The 17,472-nt window shown below is 69.1% G+C and carries 18 protein-coding genes; 9 read left to right on the top strand and 9 right to left on the bottom strand.

Annotation, left to right across the window (positions count from 1 at the left end):
• Positions 1 to 61 precede the first annotated feature (61 nt).
• A complete protein-coding gene (locus tag G6N61_RS24750; RefSeq protein ID WP_163925088.1) occupies positions 62 to 1,180 on the top strand; it encodes a citrate synthase 2 in 1,119 nt (372 codons plus the stop codon).
• Positions 1,180 to 1,785: a maleylpyruvate isomerase N-terminal domain-containing protein gene (locus G6N61_RS24745; protein ID WP_163922472.1), complete on the top strand. Its 606-nt coding sequence runs from the start codon at positions 1,180 to 1,182 to the stop codon at positions 1,783 to 1,785. The genes G6N61_RS24750 and G6N61_RS24745 overlap by 1 nt, the downstream gene beginning before the upstream one ends.
• Here the strand turns inward: G6N61_RS24745 and G6N61_RS24740 are convergent.
• Both G6N61_RS24740 and G6N61_RS24735 read right to left on the bottom strand, forming a co-directional pair.
• A complete protein-coding gene (locus G6N61_RS24740; protein WP_163922468.1) occupies positions 1,716 to 3,152 on the bottom strand; it encodes a cytochrome P450 in 1,437 nt (478 codons plus the stop codon). The genes G6N61_RS24745 and G6N61_RS24740 overlap by 70 nt on opposite strands.
• Positions 3,153 to 3,220: 68 nt before the next feature.
• The gene (locus G6N61_RS24735; protein ID WP_163922465.1) at positions 3,221 to 5,839 is read right to left on the bottom strand and encodes a helix-turn-helix transcriptional regulator; all 2,619 of its coding nucleotides are present in this window, start codon (positions 5,837 to 5,839) and stop codon (positions 3,221 to 3,223) included.
• Positions 5,840 to 5,979: 140 nt separating this feature from the next.
• On the opposite strand from G6N61_RS24735, the gene G6N61_RS24730 reads away from it, so the two are divergent.
• Positions 5,980 to 6,228 carry a hypothetical protein gene (locus G6N61_RS24730; protein ID WP_163922462.1) on the top strand — a complete coding sequence of 83 codons (249 nt, stop codon included), beginning with the start codon at positions 5,980 to 5,982 and terminating at the stop codon, positions 6,226 to 6,228.
• 11 nt (positions 6,229 to 6,239) lie between these two features.
• On the opposite strand, the gene G6N61_RS24725 is transcribed toward G6N61_RS24730, so the two are convergent.
• The gene (locus G6N61_RS24725; protein WP_163922459.1) at positions 6,240 to 6,884 is read right to left on the bottom strand and encodes a cytochrome b; all 645 of its coding nucleotides are present in this window, start codon (positions 6,882 to 6,884) and stop codon (positions 6,240 to 6,242) included.
• 96 nt (positions 6,885 to 6,980) lie between these two features.
• Here G6N61_RS24725 and G6N61_RS24720 point away from each other — a divergent pair, with 96 nt between their 5' ends.
• Positions 6,981 to 7,436: a VOC family protein gene (locus G6N61_RS24720; RefSeq protein WP_163922456.1), complete on the top strand. Its 456-nt coding sequence runs from the start codon at positions 6,981 to 6,983 to the stop codon at positions 7,434 to 7,436.
• 10 nt (positions 7,437 to 7,446) lie between these two features.
• On the opposite strand, the gene G6N61_RS24715 is transcribed toward G6N61_RS24720, so the two are convergent.
• Positions 7,447 to 9,105, bottom strand: coding sequence for an FAD-dependent oxidoreductase (locus G6N61_RS24715; RefSeq protein ID WP_163922453.1), 1,659 nt, complete (start codon positions 9,103 to 9,105; stop codon positions 7,447 to 7,449).
• Between the two features lie 9 nt (positions 9,106 to 9,114).
• Positions 9,115 to 10,155 carry an AurF N-oxygenase family protein gene (locus G6N61_RS24710; RefSeq protein ID WP_163922450.1) on the bottom strand — a complete coding sequence of 347 codons (1,041 nt, stop codon included), beginning with the start codon at positions 10,153 to 10,155 and terminating at the stop codon, positions 9,115 to 9,117.
• A gap of 246 nt (positions 10,156 to 10,401) precedes the next feature.
• On the opposite strand from G6N61_RS24710, the gene serC reads away from it, so the two are divergent.
• Positions 10,402 to 11,514 (top strand): phosphoserine transaminase, encoded by a 1,113-nt coding sequence (gene serC, locus G6N61_RS24705; protein ID WP_163922446.1) that lies wholly within the window; start codon positions 10,402 to 10,404, stop codon positions 11,512 to 11,514.
• A gap of 90 nt (positions 11,515 to 11,604) precedes the next feature.
• Positions 11,605 to 12,417, top strand: a complete 813-nt coding sequence (sepH, locus tag G6N61_RS24700) for a septation protein SepH (RefSeq protein WP_163922443.1) — start codon at positions 11,605 to 11,607, stop codon at positions 12,415 to 12,417.
• A 7-nt stretch (positions 12,418 to 12,424) separates the two neighbouring features.
• Here the strand turns inward: sepH and G6N61_RS24695 are convergent, their stop codons facing one another.
• The 3 genes from G6N61_RS24695 to G6N61_RS24685 are packed head-to-tail and all read right to left on the bottom strand — an operon-like array spanning position 12,425 to position 13,988.
• Positions 12,425 to 12,700, bottom strand: a complete 276-nt coding sequence (locus tag G6N61_RS24695; protein WP_163922439.1) for a DUF2537 domain-containing protein — start codon at positions 12,698 to 12,700, stop codon at positions 12,425 to 12,427.
• Positions 12,697 to 13,560, bottom strand: coding sequence for a TrmH family RNA methyltransferase (locus tag G6N61_RS24690; protein WP_163922435.1), 864 nt, complete (start codon positions 13,558 to 13,560; stop codon positions 12,697 to 12,699). Before G6N61_RS24690 ends, G6N61_RS24695 begins: the two co-directional genes overlap by 4 nt.
• On the bottom strand, positions 13,557 to 13,988 hold the full coding sequence (locus G6N61_RS24685) for an Rv0880 family HTH-type transcriptional regulator (RefSeq protein ID WP_163922432.1): 432 nt from the start codon (positions 13,986 to 13,988) through the stop codon (positions 13,557 to 13,559). Before G6N61_RS24685 ends, G6N61_RS24690 begins: the two co-directional genes overlap by 4 nt.
• A gap of 106 nt (positions 13,989 to 14,094) precedes the next feature.
• Between G6N61_RS24685 and G6N61_RS24680 the strand changes: the two genes are divergently transcribed.
• Both G6N61_RS24680 and G6N61_RS24675 read left to right on the top strand, forming a co-directional pair.
• Positions 14,095 to 14,370: a DUF2530 domain-containing protein gene (locus G6N61_RS24680; RefSeq protein ID WP_163922429.1), complete on the top strand. Its 276-nt coding sequence runs from the start codon at positions 14,095 to 14,097 to the stop codon at positions 14,368 to 14,370.
• A gap of 23 nt (positions 14,371 to 14,393) precedes the next feature.
• Positions 14,394 to 14,849, top strand: a complete 456-nt coding sequence (locus tag G6N61_RS24675; RefSeq protein WP_163922424.1) for an SRPBCC family protein — start codon at positions 14,394 to 14,396, stop codon at positions 14,847 to 14,849.
• Between the two features lie 10 nt (positions 14,850 to 14,859).
• Here the strand turns inward: G6N61_RS24675 and G6N61_RS24670 are convergent, their stop codons facing one another.
• The gene (locus G6N61_RS24670; RefSeq protein ID WP_163922421.1) at positions 14,860 to 15,687 is read right to left on the bottom strand and encodes a DUF3027 domain-containing protein; all 828 of its coding nucleotides are present in this window, start codon (positions 15,685 to 15,687) and stop codon (positions 14,860 to 14,862) included.
• 70 nt (positions 15,688 to 15,757) lie between these two features.
• Here G6N61_RS24670 and G6N61_RS24665 point away from each other — a divergent pair, with 70 nt between their 5' ends.
• On the top strand, positions 15,758 to 17,470 hold the full coding sequence (locus G6N61_RS24665) for an MFS transporter (RefSeq protein WP_163922418.1): 1,713 nt from the start codon (positions 15,758 to 15,760) through the stop codon (positions 17,468 to 17,470).
• The last annotated feature ends 2 nt before the right edge of the window (positions 17,471 to 17,472 follow it).

The raw sequence follows: 17,472 nt of genomic DNA, 5'->3' as shown, positions 1-17,472 counted from the left end.
GCGTTACCGGCCGGTAGCGGTGGCGCGGCACACGGGTGCGAGAATTCGGCGCATGAGCTGCATGCCAGGGGTTCCCGACGACTTCGTCGAAGGCTTGGAGGGCGTGGTGGCCTTCACCACGCAGATCGCAGAACCGGACAAGGACGGTGGCGCGCTGCGCTACCGCGGGGTCGACATCGACGAGCTGGTGAGCCGCCGCGTCACGTTCGGTGACGTGTGGGCCCTGCTCGTCGACGGCGAGTTCGGCAACGGGTTGCGGCCCGCCGAGCCGTTCCCGCTGCCCATCCACAGCGGCGACGTCCGCGTCGACGTGCAGGCGGGGCTGGCGATGCTGGCGCCGATCTGGGGTTACGCACCGCTGCTCGACATCGACGACGCCACCGCCCGCGACCAGCTGGCCCGCGCGTCGGTTATGGCACTTTCCTACGTCGCGCAGTCGGCCCGCGGAATCCACAAGCCCGCGGTGCCGCAGCGCAACATCGACGAGTGCGACACCGTCACAGCGCGATTCATGACGCGATGGAAGGGTGACCCGGACCCCCGCCACGTGGAGGCAATCGACGCCTACTGGGTGTCGGCGGCCGAGCACGGCATGAACGCCTCGACGTTCACCGCCCGCGTGATCGCCTCGACCGGAGCCGACGTCGCCGCAGCACTGTCGGGCGCGGTGGGCGCGATGAGCGGGCCGCTGCACGGCGGGGCGCCCGCGCGCGTGCTGCCGATGGTCGAAGAGGTGGAGCGCACCGGCGACGCCCGCGCGGTCGTGAAGGGCATCCTCGACCGCAAGGACAAGCTGATGGGCTTCGGGCACCGGGTGTACCGGGCCGAGGACCCACGGGCGCGCGTGCTGCGGGCCACGGCGCAACGGCTCGCGGCGCCGCGGTTCGAGGTGGCCGCCGCGCTCGAGCAGGCCGCGCTCGCCGAGCTGCGGGAGCGTCGCCCCGACCGTGCCATCGAGACCAACGTCGAATTCTGGGCCGCGGTGATCCTCGACTTCGCGGGCGTGCCGCCGCAGATGATGCCCGCGATGTTCACCTGCGGCCGGACCGCCGGGTGGTGCGCGCACATCCTCGAGCAGAAACGGCTCGGCAAGCTGGTCCGCCCGGCCGCGGTCTACGTCGGGCCCGAACCGCGCAGCGTGGAGACCGTTGCCGGCTGGGACCGCGTCGCGACGTCCTGATGGCGCCGACGTACACCGCTGCGGCGGAGGCGATCACGGATCTGGTGCGACGGATCCCGGACGACGCGTGGGACGGTCCCGGTCTGGGTGACTGGGACCTGCGGTCGCTGGTCGGGCATGCGTCGCGGTCGTTCGTCACGGTCAGCACCTACCTGCGCGCCCCCGCCGAGCGCGAGGACCTCGGCAGCGCCGTCGACTACGTCGCACGGCTGCGTGAGATGGCAGCGGGCCTCGGCGCCGCCGACGTCGTCGAACGCGGCAGGCAGGCAGGCCGCGACCTCGGCGCCGACCCCGCCGCTGCCGTCGACGCCCTGGCGCGCACCGCCCTGTCCGACGTCGCGGCAGCGGGCGACCCGCTGATCACCGTGATCGGCGGCCTCGGCATCCGGCTGAGCAACTACCTGCCGACCCGCACCTTCGAACTCACAGTGCACGGGCTCGACATCGCGCGGGCCGCAGGCCTCGACCTGGTCCTGCCCGCCGAGGTGCTCGAGGAGGCGACCGTGCTGGCCGCGCGGGTCGGCGTCGCGCTGGGTCACGGCGATGCGGTGCTGCTCGCGCTCACCGGGCGGGCCGCGCTGCCGGCGGGGTTCTCGGTGGTGTAGCTCGGACGACCGGTCACCCGCGCCAGGATCGGCGCAGCGGCCGTCGTGGTGAATGGCGTAGCCATCGGGAACTCCGGCTCGCGTGAATGGATCTCGACCGTACGCACGATCGTCGCCAGTGCGAGTGCGAGTTCCAACATCGCGAAGTGATCACCGATGCACGTCCGTGGGCCGGCCCCGAAGGGTATGTATTGCCACCGATCGAGGCTCTTGGCCAAATCGGGACGGAAGCGGTCGGGGTCGAATTCGTTTGGTCGGTCCCACAGTGCGGGATCCCGCTGCATCGCGTACACCCCGACCGCCACCAGCGTGCCCGCCGCGACACGGTAACCGTCGACCGCGATGTCCTCCGTGGCCATACGACCATTGATCGCCGCGGGCGGACACATGCGCAATGCCTCGTGGAGCACCTGAAGTGTGTAACCGAGGTGCCCGACGTCGCCCGGTTCCAGCTGCCGGTCCCCAATGGCATCCACCTCACGGCGGACTCGGTCCTGCATCTCGGGGTGGAGCCCCAGCTGCCACAGCGCGTATGCCATCGTCGTCGCCGTGGTGTCGTGGCCGGCGCCGATGAATACGACCAGCTCATCGGCGATCTCGGCGTCGGTGAGACCGCGACCGGTAGCCGGATCCGTCGCCGCCATCAACGCCCGCACCAGGGGCGCGTCCCTCCCGGGATCCCGACGGCACCCGTCGAGCACGTCAGCAGCGAGCGCGCGCAGCGTTGCGCTCGCGGCACGCGCCCGCCGCTGCCTGGGCGTCGGCACCCACCGCGGCAGGCGCACCGGTGCGACTCCACGATCCGCGACGTATCTCAACATGACCCGCATGGGTTCCGCGATCCGGTCCGATTCCTCATCCAGGTCGAGGCCAAGAACCGAACGTCCCAGGGCGCGCATCGTCACCTTCCGACACTGCGCGTCGAGGTCGATCACTCCGCCCGGCGGCCAACTCGCGGCGATGCCCTCGGCCGCCTGCGACATCGCCCCGGTGAAGTTTTGAACGTTCTTCTTCGTGAAGATGGGCTGAAGCAAGCGGCGACGCGGGAGCCATTGCTCGTGCCGTACGACGAACAGATTCGCCCCGATCTGGTTACGCATCTCTTCGTGAACCGCGTTGCGCTCGACGATCGCATCAGAGAGTCCCAACACGTCGTGCGCGCCCTGCGGCGACGTGACGATGACCATCTCGGGCAACATCCATCTGGGCGCGAACGTTATTCGTGTGACGTACCCACCGGCGTCGCGGAGTTCCTCGACGCCGGTGTGAAATCGACGGAGCGCGTTCAATTGTCGGCGCAGTGGCAACGGATTGCGGGGGGCTACGGGCAACGATGCGGTCGCCTTGCGGCATGGCGTATTCGTCATCCTCGCAGCATCTCTGCTCACCCCACGGGGAGCTAGAGTAGGCCGCTACCCCAAAACCCTTGACATGATCACGATTCACCAGCCAAGAGCCGCGCTAGCTGATCGCGGGTGTGCACACCCAGCTTGGGATAGATCCGGTAGAGGTGCCCGTCGATCGTGCGCACCGAGACGCCCAGACGCTCGGCGATCTCGCGGTTGGTCGAGCCCAGGCCCACCAAAGTCGCGACTTCACGCTCTCGGTCGGTCAGCGGCAGCGGGGCGCCGCCGGCCAGCGTCGCCGGGGATCTCAGCCCGCACTGCCGCGCCAGCGACTGCGCGCGCGATGCTGACGCGAGTTCCGACGAGCGCATGCCCGCACGCGCATGCGCTGCGGCGGCATGCGCCGCGGCGTCGGCAGCCAACGCCAGGGCACCGATGTCCATGAATCGTCGGGCCGCTTCGTCGAGTCGACCCCCGTCGTGGTCTGCGAGCGCACGACAGTGCAGCCACATGGCGGCCGGCAGCGGTGCCCCGAGAAGGTCTGCCAGCCTTCGCATCCGTGCCTCCTGGCCGGAATCGCCGAAACGCACCGCCGTGTGCAACGCGTACATCTCCATGGCGTGCGTACCCGAGCGCCGGGCACGGTCGGCGGCACGGATGGCATACCACCGTGCCTTTGACGTCTCCCCCATGGCGGCGTTCACCCAAGCCCGGCCGACGAGTAGCTCCGGAACGAACACCTCGGCCTGCGGACCCGCTGCCTGCTCTGCCTGTGCTACAGCGTGTTTCGATGCGTCTAGGTCACCATGTGCGGCGTGCGCCTGGGCAGACCAGGATGAGACGACCATCGTCAAAGCGGTGGGCAGCGACTCGGCCATCGCGTCCAACGATCGGTGCAACGTCTCAGCGGAACGGGTGAGGCGTCCTCGCTCGAGGTCCACCTTGGCTGCGAACGCCGCGGTCACGGCCACGGCCTGCGGGACCCCTGACGCCATGGCGCCATACCTCGCGCAGGTGCGCTCAGCGGCATCGAAGTCACCGAAGTTGAGTTGCGCCAACATCTCGGCCATGCCGATCAAATAGCGCTGGGGCCCAGATTCGCAACGCTCCGAGGCCTCCAACGCGCATGCAGCTACCGGGCCGACCGCATCGAAACGACCCGTCATCGCCAACGCTCCCGCGGTCGCCATGCCCGTCCATACCACTGCGGGGCCGACCATTTCGTCCTCGAGTGCCGACGTCCCGAGGGCTACCGACTTCTCGACGTCCCCGCTCAAATAAGCGAAGGAGACTTCCATGGCGGTCGCGATCGTCAACAGCAGCGGTTCGGTGACCGTCTGTCTGACGATCGTCAACACCGACCGCGCGGCATCGGCCCGACCGCAGGCAAAGAACAGGTTCGCCGCCCGTAGGCCACCCCACCGTGCCACCAGTGCGGGGTGATGCCCGGCCGGCTCGTACCGGGCAAGTACGGCCTCGGCCTCCTCACCCCTCCCCTGCCAGCTCAGGGCTTCCGCGAGCACCGTCGCCGACGCCAGCCCACCACCTCGGTCCACGGCGAAGCGCGCCAGCGTCTCGGCGAGGTCCAGCTTGGACATCGTCAAGGCACTCGCTGCAGCCTGGTCGATGAGTTCGAGGTCGGGCGCGAGGTCGCTGTTCGTCATGAACTGGGCGAGGCGGATCCGATGCACGACTCCCGACGAGCCGGGTTGCGTTGCATCTGCGGAACACAGCTCGGCATAACATCGCGCCAGCAGGCCATTGATCGCCCTTGCTCGGGCAACGCCGCAACGCCCGCGGACGACGTCTCCTATGAGGGGGTGCGCGGGTCGCGCGACACGCATCGGGCCGTCGTCGACGACGTGGATCGCACCGTGACGCTCCGCCCGGTCGATGAGTTCGATGTCGAACAGGCAGATGAGAGCGTCCCAGTCGACGACCTCGGCGACCGAGACAGTCTCGAGAAGATCGATCTCCGAGGGATCGAGCGTCGCCAACCGGCTCCCAATGACTTGGCGGACGTTGTCGCTGACCTGCAAAGGCCCCTTCAGACGCCAGACCCCACCTTCCTGCAGCAGGGTGCCGTCGCCCCCAGCTTGCGCGAGCACACCCCTCAACATCAATGGTGATCCCGCTGCGTAGTCATGCAGAAGGTCGATAACCCCGCCGTCGACCTCACCGTCGAGGACCGACGTGACCAAATCGGCGGTTTGTGCTCGACTCAGCCCGCCGATGGGGATACGACGCAGGTTGCCTTCCTTCCACGTCGCCGATACGGCATCGGGAACGTCGTCGCCAGCGCGGATGGTGAGGATCAGGCGGACCGTGCCGGTACCGCTCAACTGTTGGATCAACAGCGCTGAGAGCGTGTCGAGGTAGTGCGCGTCGTCGACGACGAGGATCAAGTCGCCGAAATCTGCGAGCGCGTGGTGGGCGGCGGCGAGCATTGCCGCGGGGTGGCGGGCCGTGTCCGTGGGCAGCAGCCGGGAGAATGCGGCGAGCGGCAAGTCTCTACCGGTTCGCGTGCCCAGCACGTATCGCGTGGCGCTTCCGCCAGGATCGAGCGCAGTGGCAACCGACCGGGCGAGTGTGGTCTTGCCAATCCCGGCCTCGCCGACCAAAACCGCCCCGTTGTAGCCAGAACCCGCGGTCGAGGCGCTGAGGCATGCGGAGAACTCGGCGTCGCGCGATACAACCGGCCACCCCACCAACCCGATCGCCCCCCTTGCCCACGCCCCCACGTGTTGGACTGATCTTGGGCAGATTCTACGCATTCGTCAAAGATTGTGACAGTCCCTGCCACCTCCCATGAGTGCTTAATCTGGTGATCGGCGGGCATACCCCCGCCATGACGATTACGAGTGGCGACGTACGCCAACTGCTGGAGTCCGACGACGACGCGGTGCTGGTGCTCATCGAGGGGCGCGCCGAGGTCGTCCGGGGTGACCAGATCGACGACGACGCCCACCGCGGCGCGCTACAGGTGATCTCGCGCGCGGACCTGATCGAGCGGACCGGCGGCGCCGAGCTGTCCGACCACGAGCTGGAGGAGCAGGCGGGGACCCTCGACGCGACGGTGGCCGAACTGGGCGGCTGAGCCCGACCCCGTCACAGCATGCGCACCAGCGCGCCGTCGCGGGCGTGGGTCAGCATCAAGGCGACGTGAACCGCCACCGTCGCGAGGAACACCAGCTGCGCTGCCACGTGCAACGCCAGCCAGTCGGTGCCGACGGCGAGAAGCGCCAAACCCGACACCGGCACGACGAATATCGCGGCGAGCAGCACCTTCTCCAACGCCGACTCCAGTGACCGCTCCCCCGGCCGCAGGTATGGCGCCCACGGCGGCAGCGGCGTGGTCATCCGCCACAGCACTCGCAGCACGCCGAGCACGATCAGCGACAACCCCAGCAGGACATGGGCTTCCGGCAGCGACAGTCCGTCCTCGAGGAAGGTCGCGGAAGCGATGTCGTCGAAGGCGGCTGCGACGTAGTCGTCCTCGCGGGCGTCGAGCCGGTCCTCGAGCGCGTCGATCTCCGCCTCGAACCGCTCCTCGGCTGCCTTCCCACGCCGTTCGGCGTCCTCCTCGCCGGCGTCCTCGAGCCGGTCGATGCGATCCTTCTCGGCGTCGAACGCTTCGTCGTCACCACTCATCGTCAAGCCGACGGCGAACTGCGCGGTGAATGCGGCCACCGTCAACCAGTGCAGTGTCTTGGTGACCAGGCCGTAGCCGTGTTCGCCGTTGCGCAAGTACACGGACCGACGAGTACCCGTCGAACGCGGTGGCCATTGCGATGAGTTTCCGACGTTGGCAGGGTCGGTAGTGGTGAACCTCCCCGAAAGGAACCAGCCATGACACAACCCGCCACGTCCTACATCGCCCCGCACCTCGTCGTCGACGACGCGGCCGCCGCCATCGACTTCTACGTCAAGGCCTTCGGCGCCACCGAGTACGGCCGCGTCCCGGGTCCCGGCGGCAAGCTGATCCACGCCGCGCTCGACTTCAACGGCTCGATGGTCATGCTCAACGACGACTTTCCCGAGATGAACGACGGCAAGTCGACGACGCCGAAGTCGCTCGGCGGCACCCCGGTGACCATTCACCTGCAGTTCGCCGACGACGTCGACGCGAGGTTCCAGCGCGCGCTCGACGCGGGCGCCACGGTCGTCATGCCGCTGGAGGAGCAGTTCTGGGGCGACCGTTACGGATTGGTGCGCGATCCGTTCGGCCACCAGTGGTCGCTCGCGCAGACCGTCCGCGAGGTCAGCATGGAGGAGATGACCGAGGCGATGAAGCAGGAGACCTAACCGGCCGGTCTCAAAGGCCCAGGCCGGCCAGGAGCCGTTCGCGCATGGACGGTTTCGGTGCCGTCGCGGCGGCGGCGAGCATGTCGGAGATCTCGGTGAACTTGTCCCGCGGCCGGTCGTCGCCACCACGGGCGACCTCGGCCGCGTCGATGGCCTTCCAGCCCGCCACGTCGACCAGCTCGGGTTGGCGTGCCCGGATCAGCCGGTCGAGGTGGACCGGCCTGCCACGCGGATCGCGAAGCGCGCCGGCATTGAAGTCCGCCACCAATTCGTGGACGGTCTGCGCCGCGCAGGACTTGTTGGTGCCGATGAACCCCGTCGGACCCCGCTTGATCCAGCCCGCCACGTAGGTGCCGGGCGCCCCGACGACGCGGCCGGACTCGTTGGGCACGACCCCGGTCTCCTCGTCGAACGGGAGGTCGCGAATCGCCCTGCCGCGGTAGCCGATCGAGGTGAGCACCAGCCCGGCGGGCAGGGTGCGCACGTCGTCGCCACCGGTCACGGTGAAGGCCATGCCCTCGACGCGGTCGGTGCCGAGCACCCGCTGCGGCGTCATCCGGTAGGCGAACCTGATGCGCGGACGGGTGGCCGGGGCGTCGGCGTCGCCGAGCTTCGACAGGATCTCGAGCTTGTTGCGGGTCAACGGATCCGTGCACTCGGCGAGATCCCGCTGTACCAGTTCGTGGTCGGCGCGGTCGAGCACGACCTCGTGGGTGGCCGTCAGACCGATGAGTTCTGGAAGCGTGAACGCGGAGTCGGCGGGGCCTCGGCGGGCCGCGATCACCACCTCGCGCACCTTCGAGTCGCGCAGCGCCGCCAACGCGTGGTCGGCGATGTCGGTGCGGGCGAGGTCGTCGGGATCGCTGGTGAGGATCCGCGCGACGTCCAGCGCGACGTTGCCGTTGCCGATCACCACGACCCGCTCGGAGCCGAGATCAACTGGCAGATCGGCGAACTCGGGGTGGCCATTGAACCACGCGACGATCTCGGTCGCCGTACCGGTTCCCGGCAGGTTCATGCCCTCGACGTCGAGACGCTTGTCGTTGGGCGCACCCACCGCGTACAGCACGGCGTGGTGATGTTCGAGTAGCTCGCGGTGACTGACGTGGTTGCCGACCTCCACGTTGAGGTAGAACGTGAACCCCGGCAGCCGCGTCGTCCCGTCGAACAGCCGTGTGACGCGCTTGGTCGTCTGATGATCCGGGGCGACCCCGGCGCGGACCAGTCCGTAGGGCGTCGGCAGCTTCTCGAACACGTTGACTTCGACGCCCTGCTGGGTGAGCAACTCGTCGGCGGCGTACATCGCAGCGGGGCCCGAGCCCACGATCGCCACTCGCAGCGGCCCGTCGCCACGCTCCACCCTGGGCGCCTCGAGCACCGGCGCCAGCTTCGACGTCGGGGGCAGCTTGCCCTCCCGTTTCGGGTAAAACGCCGCGTTCAACTCGACGAACGGAAGCTGCTCAGGCTCCAGCTTCGTGTCGGGCGAGATCGCCCCCACCGGGCACGCCGACACGCACGCCCCGCAGTCGACGCACGCCACCGGGTCGATGAACAGCATCTCCGCGGTCGCGAACCCGGGCTCGTCGGGCGACGGATGGATGCAGTTGACGGGGCACGCGTAGACGCACGACCCGTCACTGCAACACGATTGGGTGATTACGTGGGGCATCGAAGGTCCCTACGCGACGGCGACGACGTGCTGGCGTTGCGGCTCGCTGCGGTAGCGGCTCGCCGGTCCGTCGATCTTGCAGATCTTCCAGATCAGCTTGGCCAGCGGGTTCATCAGGCCGGTCTCGTGGCACAGCATTCGGACGTCACCGAACGTGTCGCGCAGGAACTGGCGGCCCTCCGGCAGGTCGAAGAAGATCTCCTTCTTCACGGACTTCGGGATGTCGAACTCCTCCCAGAAGGCCTTCGGCGGCACCACGATCGCCTGGCACAGCACGCGCATGATGATCGGCACGTGCAGCGACAGCACGAAGCGCTTGAAGCGACCGGTGCTCGTCACCCGCTTGTGCAGGTACTCATGGGCGAACGAGATGTGCCGGGCTTCCTCGGCCACGTGAATGGCCATGACGCGCTCCATGATCGGGTGCAGCGCCTTGCCCTCGCGCAGGACGTTCTTCTGGATGTGGTCGATGGGCTCCTCGCCGGCGAGCACGCCGAAGAAGAACACGACCGGCAGCGGACCCGCGGCGAGCGGAATGAGCTGCGACAGCCACTTCAGCATGCGGGGCATGCCGGGCACGTCGATGCCGATGCGGTTGACCATCTCCTGGAACATCATGGTGTGGTTGCACTCCTCGACGGACTCGTGGAGGCAGTAGCGGTACTCGGGCGAGCCGTTGGGCACCCAGAACGCGTAGTTCATCAGGCCGCGGATGAGGATCGACTCGAAGTGCAGGCCGACCTTCGCCACGTTGGCCTGACGCCACATGCCGATCTCGATCTGACGTTCCCTGGACTGCGCCTGGTACCAGGGGTGCCTGCCGAACGGGTCGGTGGCCGGCAGGATCCAGCGCTCGTCGTTGGGCGTGACCGCGAACTCGGGAGAATCCCAGTCGATGTCGCCGTACGGGTTGAAGTTGCGTCGCACGGAACCCGCGGACAGCGTCTCCAACTTGTTCACGTACTCGGTGTCGTCGCGGACGTCCATGTTCTTGCGCCACCGCCGGATGAGGCGGGTGCGTGCTGGCTTGGGTTCGGTCTTGACGACCATGAGCAGCCTCCGATGTCTCGTGGAACGATTTACATTCGCCTGCTGGATGTCTAAGACGGTACCGGAGGTCCCAGGAATTGAACAGGGCGATCGCGTCGATGTGGTGTCGCCGCGTTATCCACATCACATGTGACCCAGTTCACACGTGAGGCCCGCCGAACGTGGGCCTCGTGTACTTGCGCGGGCCGATTTGCGTGCATAGGACCCACGCTCGACGGCATTCCCGCCGGAACTACGCTTGAGCGCATGTCCGACGCCGATTTGACCATCCCCGCCGACCTCAAACCCGCCGACGGACGGTTCGGATGCGGCCCGTCCAAGGTGCGGCCCGAGCAGCTGCAGGCGCTCGCCGCGGCCGGCGACCTGTTCGGCACGTCGCACCGCCAGGCCCCGGTGAAGAACCTCGTCGGCCGGGTCCGCGACGGCGTCCGGCAGCTGTTCTCGGTGCCCGACGGCTACGAGGTCATCCTCGGCAACGGCGGGTCGACGGCGTTCTGGGACGCGGCCGCCTTCGGCCTCGTCGACAAGCGCTCACTGCACCTCACCTACGGCGAGTTCAGCTCCAAGTTCGCCTCGGCAGTGAAGGCCAATCCGTTCGTCGGCGACCCCATCGTGATCAAGGCGGACGCGGGCAGCGCGCCGCAACCGCAGTCGGATCCGTCGGTCGACGTCGTCGCCTGGGCGCACAACGAGACCTCGACGGGCGTCGCGCTGCCCGTGCAGCGGCCCGAGGGCGACGCCCTGGTGGTCATCGACGCGACCTCGGCCGCAGGCGGCCTGCCCGTCGACATCGCCGACACCGACGCCTACTACTTCGCGCCGCAGAAGAACTTCGCCTCGGACGGCGGCCTGTGGCTGGCGGTCATGAGCCCCGCCGCGCTCGCCCGGGTCGAGGCGATCGCCGCGTCCGGACGCTGGGTGCCCGACTTCCTGTCGCTGCCCATCGCGATCGACAACAGCCTGAAGAACCAGACCTACAACACCCCGGCCATCGGCACCCTGGTCCTGATGGCCGAGCAGCTCGACTGGCTCAACGGCAACGGCGGCCTGGACTGGGCCGTCGCGCGCACCGCCGACTCCTCGCAGCGGCTGTACTCGTGGGCCGAGGCGACGAGCTACGCGACGCCGTTCGTGACCGATCCCGGCCTGCGGTCGCAGGTCGTCGGCACCGTCGACTTCAACGACGACGTCGACGCGGCGGCAGTGGCCAAGGTGCTGCGGGCCAACGGCATCGTCGACACCGAGCCGTACCGCAAGCTGGGCCGCAATCAGCTCCGCATCGCGATGTTCCCCGCGGTCGATCCCGACGACGTCAGCGCGCTCACGGCCTGCGTCGACTGGGTCGTCGAGCGCCTCTGACCTCGTGCAATGGGCACCGAGGCCAGCGTGTCGCCACGGTTACGAGTCGATAACGCAGTAGGGTCACGCGTTAGCCCCTAGGAGGTGGATATGCGCGAATTGAATGTCGTCGGACTCGACATCGACGGCAAGAGCGTCATCTGCGAATCAGCCGAATCGGGCGAGAAGTTCCTCCTGATCCCCGACGGACGGCTGCACGCTGCCCTGCGCGGCGACCGGGTGGGTTCGAGCAAATTCCAACGCGAGGCCGAGGACCCAGACGTGTTGCGTCCCAGAGACATTCAATCCCGAATCCGCGCAGGCGCCTCCCCGGAGCAGGTCGCCGAGGCCGCTGGCGTCGACCTCGCACGGGTCGAGCGATTCGCCCACCCCGTGCTGCTGGAGCGCTCGCGGGCAGCCGAACTCGCCACAGCTGCGCACCCGGTGCTGGCCGACGGCCCGACCGTGATGACACTGCTCGAGACCGTGAGCACCGTGCTCATCTCGCGGGGTCTCGATCCCGACGACACCAACTGGGACGCCTGGCGCAACGAGGACGGCCGCTGGACCGTGCAACTCTCTTGGAAGGCCGGCCGCTCGGACAACGTGGCCCACTTCCGGTTCAGCCCGGGCTCACACGGCGGCACCGTCACGCCGTTCGACGACTCGGCCGCCGAGCTGGTCGACCCCAACTTCCACCGGCCGCCGCTGCGTGCGGTAGCGCCGGTGCCCGCAGCCATCACGGCCGAAGCCGAGCCCGAACTGCCGCTCGAGGTCGCCATGCCGCCTGCGCCCGCTCAGCCGGAGCCGCAGGAGCAGGAGCAGGAGCAGACGGCCAAGCCCGCACGTGCCCGGCGCCGCAAGCCCGAGGTGCCCGCCTGGGAGGACGTCCTGCTCGGCGTCCGCTCCGGCACGCAGCCCTGAGCGCGGGCTAACCGCCCAGTGTGATCGCGAGCAGCGCCAGCCAAGCGGCTGCCACGCCCACACCGCCGCCGAGCACGAACCACCGCCAGACCGGACGGGTGCGCCACCCCCACACCGTTGGCGCCAGACCGCCGACGGCCACCACGTTCAGGCCCAAAGCCAGCATCGGGTGGACCCGAATCAGGCCGAGGCTCAACACGATGAGCGCCGCCGCCGTCACCGCCGCGACGAACGCGGCCACGGTCAGGCCGGTGCCCCACGGTGTCGCGTCGCCCTCGCTCACGTGTCATCACTCCCCTGGTCGCTGCGCTCCTGCCCGCCGGACCAAACCCTAGCCCGCTCGTAGAACGCCAACGCCGCAGCCGTTGCGACGTTCAGGGAGTCCGTGCCACGCGACATCGGGATGCGCACCCGTTCGTCGGTGGCCCGCATCGCGCGTTCACTCAGCCCCGGTCCCTCGGCCCCGACGAGCATGGCCACCCGATCGTCCGTCAGGTCGGCCATCGCTGCGGCCAGCGTCCGGGCAGCCGGGTTCGGCGTCATCGAGAGCAGTCGGAAACCCCTGTCGCGCAACGACGCCAACTCGTCGGGCCACGCCGGCGCCCATGCGTACGGCACCAGCAACGCGTGGCCCATCGACACCCGCACCGCGCGCCGGTAGAGCGGGTCGGCGCAGCCGGTGCCGAACACCACCGCGTCGACGTCGAGGCCCGCCGCGTTGCGGAAGATCGACCCGAGGTTCTCGTGGTCGTTGACCCCTTCGAGCACGGCGACGGTGCGCGCGTCGGCGATCACCTCGTCGACGGTCAGCTCCCGCGGCCGCGGCGCAGCGCCGAGCACGCCCCGGTTGAGGTGGAACCCGATCACCTCGGCCATCACCTCGGGGCTCGCCCGGTAGTAGGGAGCAGAGGTGACCCGCAGGTCGTCGGCCAGTTCGCGCAGCCTGCGGTCGGTGCCGAGGAACGCCCGCGGCGTGAACCGGGACGCGAGCATGCGCTGCACCACCAGCACGCCCTCGGCGATCACCAGACCCTTCCCGCTGGGCAGATCCGGTCGGCGGTCGATGCTGTTGAGGTCGCGGAAGTCGTCGAGCCGCGGATCGGCGGAATCGTCGACGTCGACGACGTTCGGTTGCCCGGTCACGCGCCTTCGTCGACGATCGCGCGCATGAGGTCGGCGGCCTCGAGCAACGTCTCGCGTTGCGCGGCAGTGAGTTCCGCGAGCCGCTGCTGCAGCCACTCCCGGCTGGCTCGCCGTTCCGCCTCGATCAGATCGGCTCCGGCGTTCGACACCGACACCAACACCTGGCGCCCGTCGTCCGGGTGCGGGGTGCGGTCGACGAAGCCGAGATCGACGAGCGAGGCGATCACCCGCGTCATCGACGGCGGGCGCACCCGCTCGCGCACCGCCAGCATGCCCGGGGTCATCGGCCCCTCCTTGGACAGCGTCGCGAGCGCCGACAACTGCGACAGCGAGACCGGAGAATCAGGCCTGCGGAACCGGAGCTGCCGCGCGAGCCGCACCACCGCCAATGACAGATCACTGGCCAGGCGTGCGTCGGCGTCGCTCACGAGCCATCACAGTACCGACAGCAACTTCCCAGCGGTCGCAACGACGCCCGATTCGCCCCTGCCGCCGGCTCGGGCCGTCGCAATGCATCGACTACGTTTGGTCCAAATGGCCGAGCAAACCCCCAGCACCGAGTCCAGCGCCGACGCCCCGCAGCCGCCGCCGCTGCCTGCCGGGCTCCTGCGCGTCCAGCCCGCCATCGCGGCCATCGCCGTCGGCTGGCTCGTCGCCGTGGTGCTGGCGTTCACCGTGCCCGGACTGCACGACTGGCGGCCCGTCACGATCGCCGGACTCGGCGTGGGAGTGTTTGGCACGTCGTTGTTCTTGTGGCAACGTGCCGCGGTACGACGCGGCTCCCGTGGCGCGCAGACCGGCCTGAACTGACTGGGCCAGACCAGGAGAAACCGATGGCAGAACCGCTGTTGCAAGCCGAGATCGAGATCGCCGCACCGCCGGCCAAGGTGTGGAGCCTGGTCTCCGACCTGCGCCAGATGCCGCGGTGGAGCCCGCAGTGCCGGCTGATGAAGTCGTTCGGCCCGCTGCGCCAGGGCGCCAAGACCGTCAATCTCAACCGGCGCGGTTTCCTGTTCTGGCCGACGACGAGCCAGATCACCGAGTTCATCCCCGGGCAGAAGCTGGCGTTCCGCGTCAACGAGAACAACACCATCTGGTCCTACGAACTGGAGCCCACCGCCACCGGCACGCGCCTCGTCGAGACGCGGCACGCCGAGAACGGCGTCAAGGCCGTGTCGAACGCGTTGGTGAATGCCGTGATGGGCGGCGTCCCCAGCTTCGAGCGGGAGCTGCTCGAGGGCATGAATCAGTCGCTGTCGCGCATCAAGGCCGCAGCAGAGACGAGCTAGGCCCGCGCCTTCAGGACTCGGTGAGGTCCAGCACGCCGTCGTCGTAGGGGTCGAACATCGGCGACCCGATCTGCGCGGGTGGCGGCGTGTCCGAGTGCGCGCCACAGCCGTAGTCGATGGCGACGACGTGCCCGTCGGCCGACATCTCGTTGGCGCACACGCCGAACAACGTGCCGAGCGAGCCGGTCAGCTTCAGGTAGTAGGCGCAGTCGCGGCACACCCGTCGCGTCGACCGGGCCATCGCCGACTGCGGCCCGTAGTCGCCGTCGTACCACCGCTGCGCCGCCTCGGCCCGCCCCAGCGGGCTGAGCAGCTGCTTGCGACCGAGGCCGATCTCGCCTTCGAGTTCGTCCAGTTCGTCGTCACCTGTCGACTGGTATCCCGGCACCAGGCGCGGATCGTCGGCCGGAGGCGCGAGCAGGTCACCGGGGCTCAGGTCACCCGGCTGGACGCGTTCGTGCCAGGGCACCCATGCCGGTGCGAGCAGCGCCGTCGGCCCCGGGACGAGCACGACCTCGCTGACGGTCGCGTGGTCGGCACCCGGGTACGCAGCGACGACGACGGCCCACTGCCACCCCTGATAGCCCGGCATCACGGCCAGGAAGCGGTGCGTCGCGGCGGTCGGATCCTCGAAGCTGGCACCGAGGTATTCGCCGACCTGTTCCTCGCCGTCGACACCACCTTCGATGATCGCCGCGCGCGCCAGGTCGACGGCGCCGGTCAGCACCGCGGTCAGATCCGCGGGTCGCTCGGTCTCGTCGCGTCCAGGGTCCTGCTCGCCGCCGTCCGGCGAAGCGGACGCGGCGTCTTGCTCGGCAGGTTCGGTGATGCTGTCCATCGCGGTCGATTCTGCCTGACATCAGCAGGGCAAAGCCACACCGGCTGCCCTACGGGCGCCCGTCACACCGATGGGGAACAATCGTGGCGTGAGCGGACCACGTCGCGACCCCGGCAGTTCCGGGGACCCACGTGACCGTCTGTACCACCCGCCGCGGCCGCCTTCGGGTGCCGGCGGGGGCGAGCATCCGGGCATGGCCAACTACCCCAGTGACGACCCGCCATACGGGCGCCGACCGCGCGGTGAGGCGACCTCGAGCGCAAACCGGTGGCTCCCGCCGCTCGACGACGACGGGTCGCAGCGCGGGCGCACCCACCCGTCGGACCCGCAGTACGGCGCCGGTCCGCGCGAACGGATCACGGTCACCCGGGCGGCGGCCTACCGCAGCCGCGAGATGGGTTCGCGGATGTACGGCCTGTTCCATCGGGCTGCGACGGCCGACGGGGCGGACAAGTCCGGGCTCACCGCGCTCACCTATCCGGTGATGGCCAACTTCGCCGCCGACTCCGCGATGGCCGTCGCGTTGGCCAACACGCTGTTCTTCGCCGCGGCATCGGGTGAGAGCAAGAGCAAGGTCGCGCTGTATCTGCTCATCACGATCGCGCCATTCGCGCTCATCGCCCCATTGATCGGGCCCGCGCTGGACCGGCTGCAGCACGGTCGGCGGGTGGCGCTGGCGATGTCGTTCGGGCTGCGGACCGTCCTGGCCGTGGTGCTCATCGCGAACTACGACGGCGCGGACGGCAGCTTCCCGTCCTGGGTGCTGTACCCCTGCGCGCTCGGCGCGATGGTGCTGTCGAAGTCCTTCATCGTGCTGCGCAGCGCCATGACACCGCGTGTGTTGCCACCGTCGATAGACCTGGTGCGGGTGAATTCCCGCCTGACGGTGTTCGGCCTGCTCGGCGGAACCATCGTGGGCGGAGCGATCGCCGCCGGCGTCGAGTTCTCGCTGAACATGCTGCACCTGCCCGGCGCGCTGTACGTCATGGTCGCGGTGACGGTGGCCGGTGCGGTGCTGGCCATGCGGATCCCCAAGTGGGTCGAGGTCACCGAGGGCGAGGTGCCGACCACGCTGACCTATCACGGGCCGACGACGCAGACCCCACGGCCGAAGGGGCTCAAGCGCCGCAAGGCCGAACGGCAGCCGCTGGGCCGCAACATCATCACCTCGCTGTGGGGCAACTGCACGATCAAGGTGATGGTGGGGTTCCTGTTCCTCTACCCCGCGTTCGTGGCGAAGTCCCACGACGCCAGCGGATGGGAGCAGCTGCGGATCCTCGGGCTGATCGGGGCCGCCGCGGCGATCGGCAACTTCACCGGCAACTTCGCGAGCGCACGCCTCAAACTCGGCCACCCCGCGCAACTGGTGGTGCGGGCGACCGTCGCGGTCACCCTTGCCGCACTGGCCACCGCGGTCACGGGCAATCTGCTGATGGCCGCGGTCGCCACGCTGATCACCTCGGGGGCGAGCGCCGTCGCCAAGGCGTCGCTGGACGCGTCACTGCAGGACGACCTTCCGGAGGAATCCAGGGCGTCGGCGTTCGGCCGCTCGGAGTCCCTGCTGCAACTCGGTTGGGTCGCAGGCGGCGCCATGGGCGTGCTGATCTACACCGATCTGTGGGTCGGCTTCACGGCCATCACCGCCGTGCTGATCCTCGGACTCGCGCAGACGTTGGTGAGCTACAACGGTGACTCGCTGATCCCGGGCTTCGGCGGCAACCGACCCGTCGTCGCCCATACCGAGGGCGGCACCCTCGACGCCTCCGCCGCGGCGCGCGGGTAGGA

The sequence above is a fragment of the Mycolicibacterium arabiense genome (genome assembly GCF_010731815.2).
GTDB lineage: Bacteria > Actinomycetota > Actinomycetes > Mycobacteriales > Mycobacteriaceae > Mycobacterium > Mycobacterium arabiense.
This window is presented reverse-complemented; position numbering and strand designations above follow the sequence as displayed.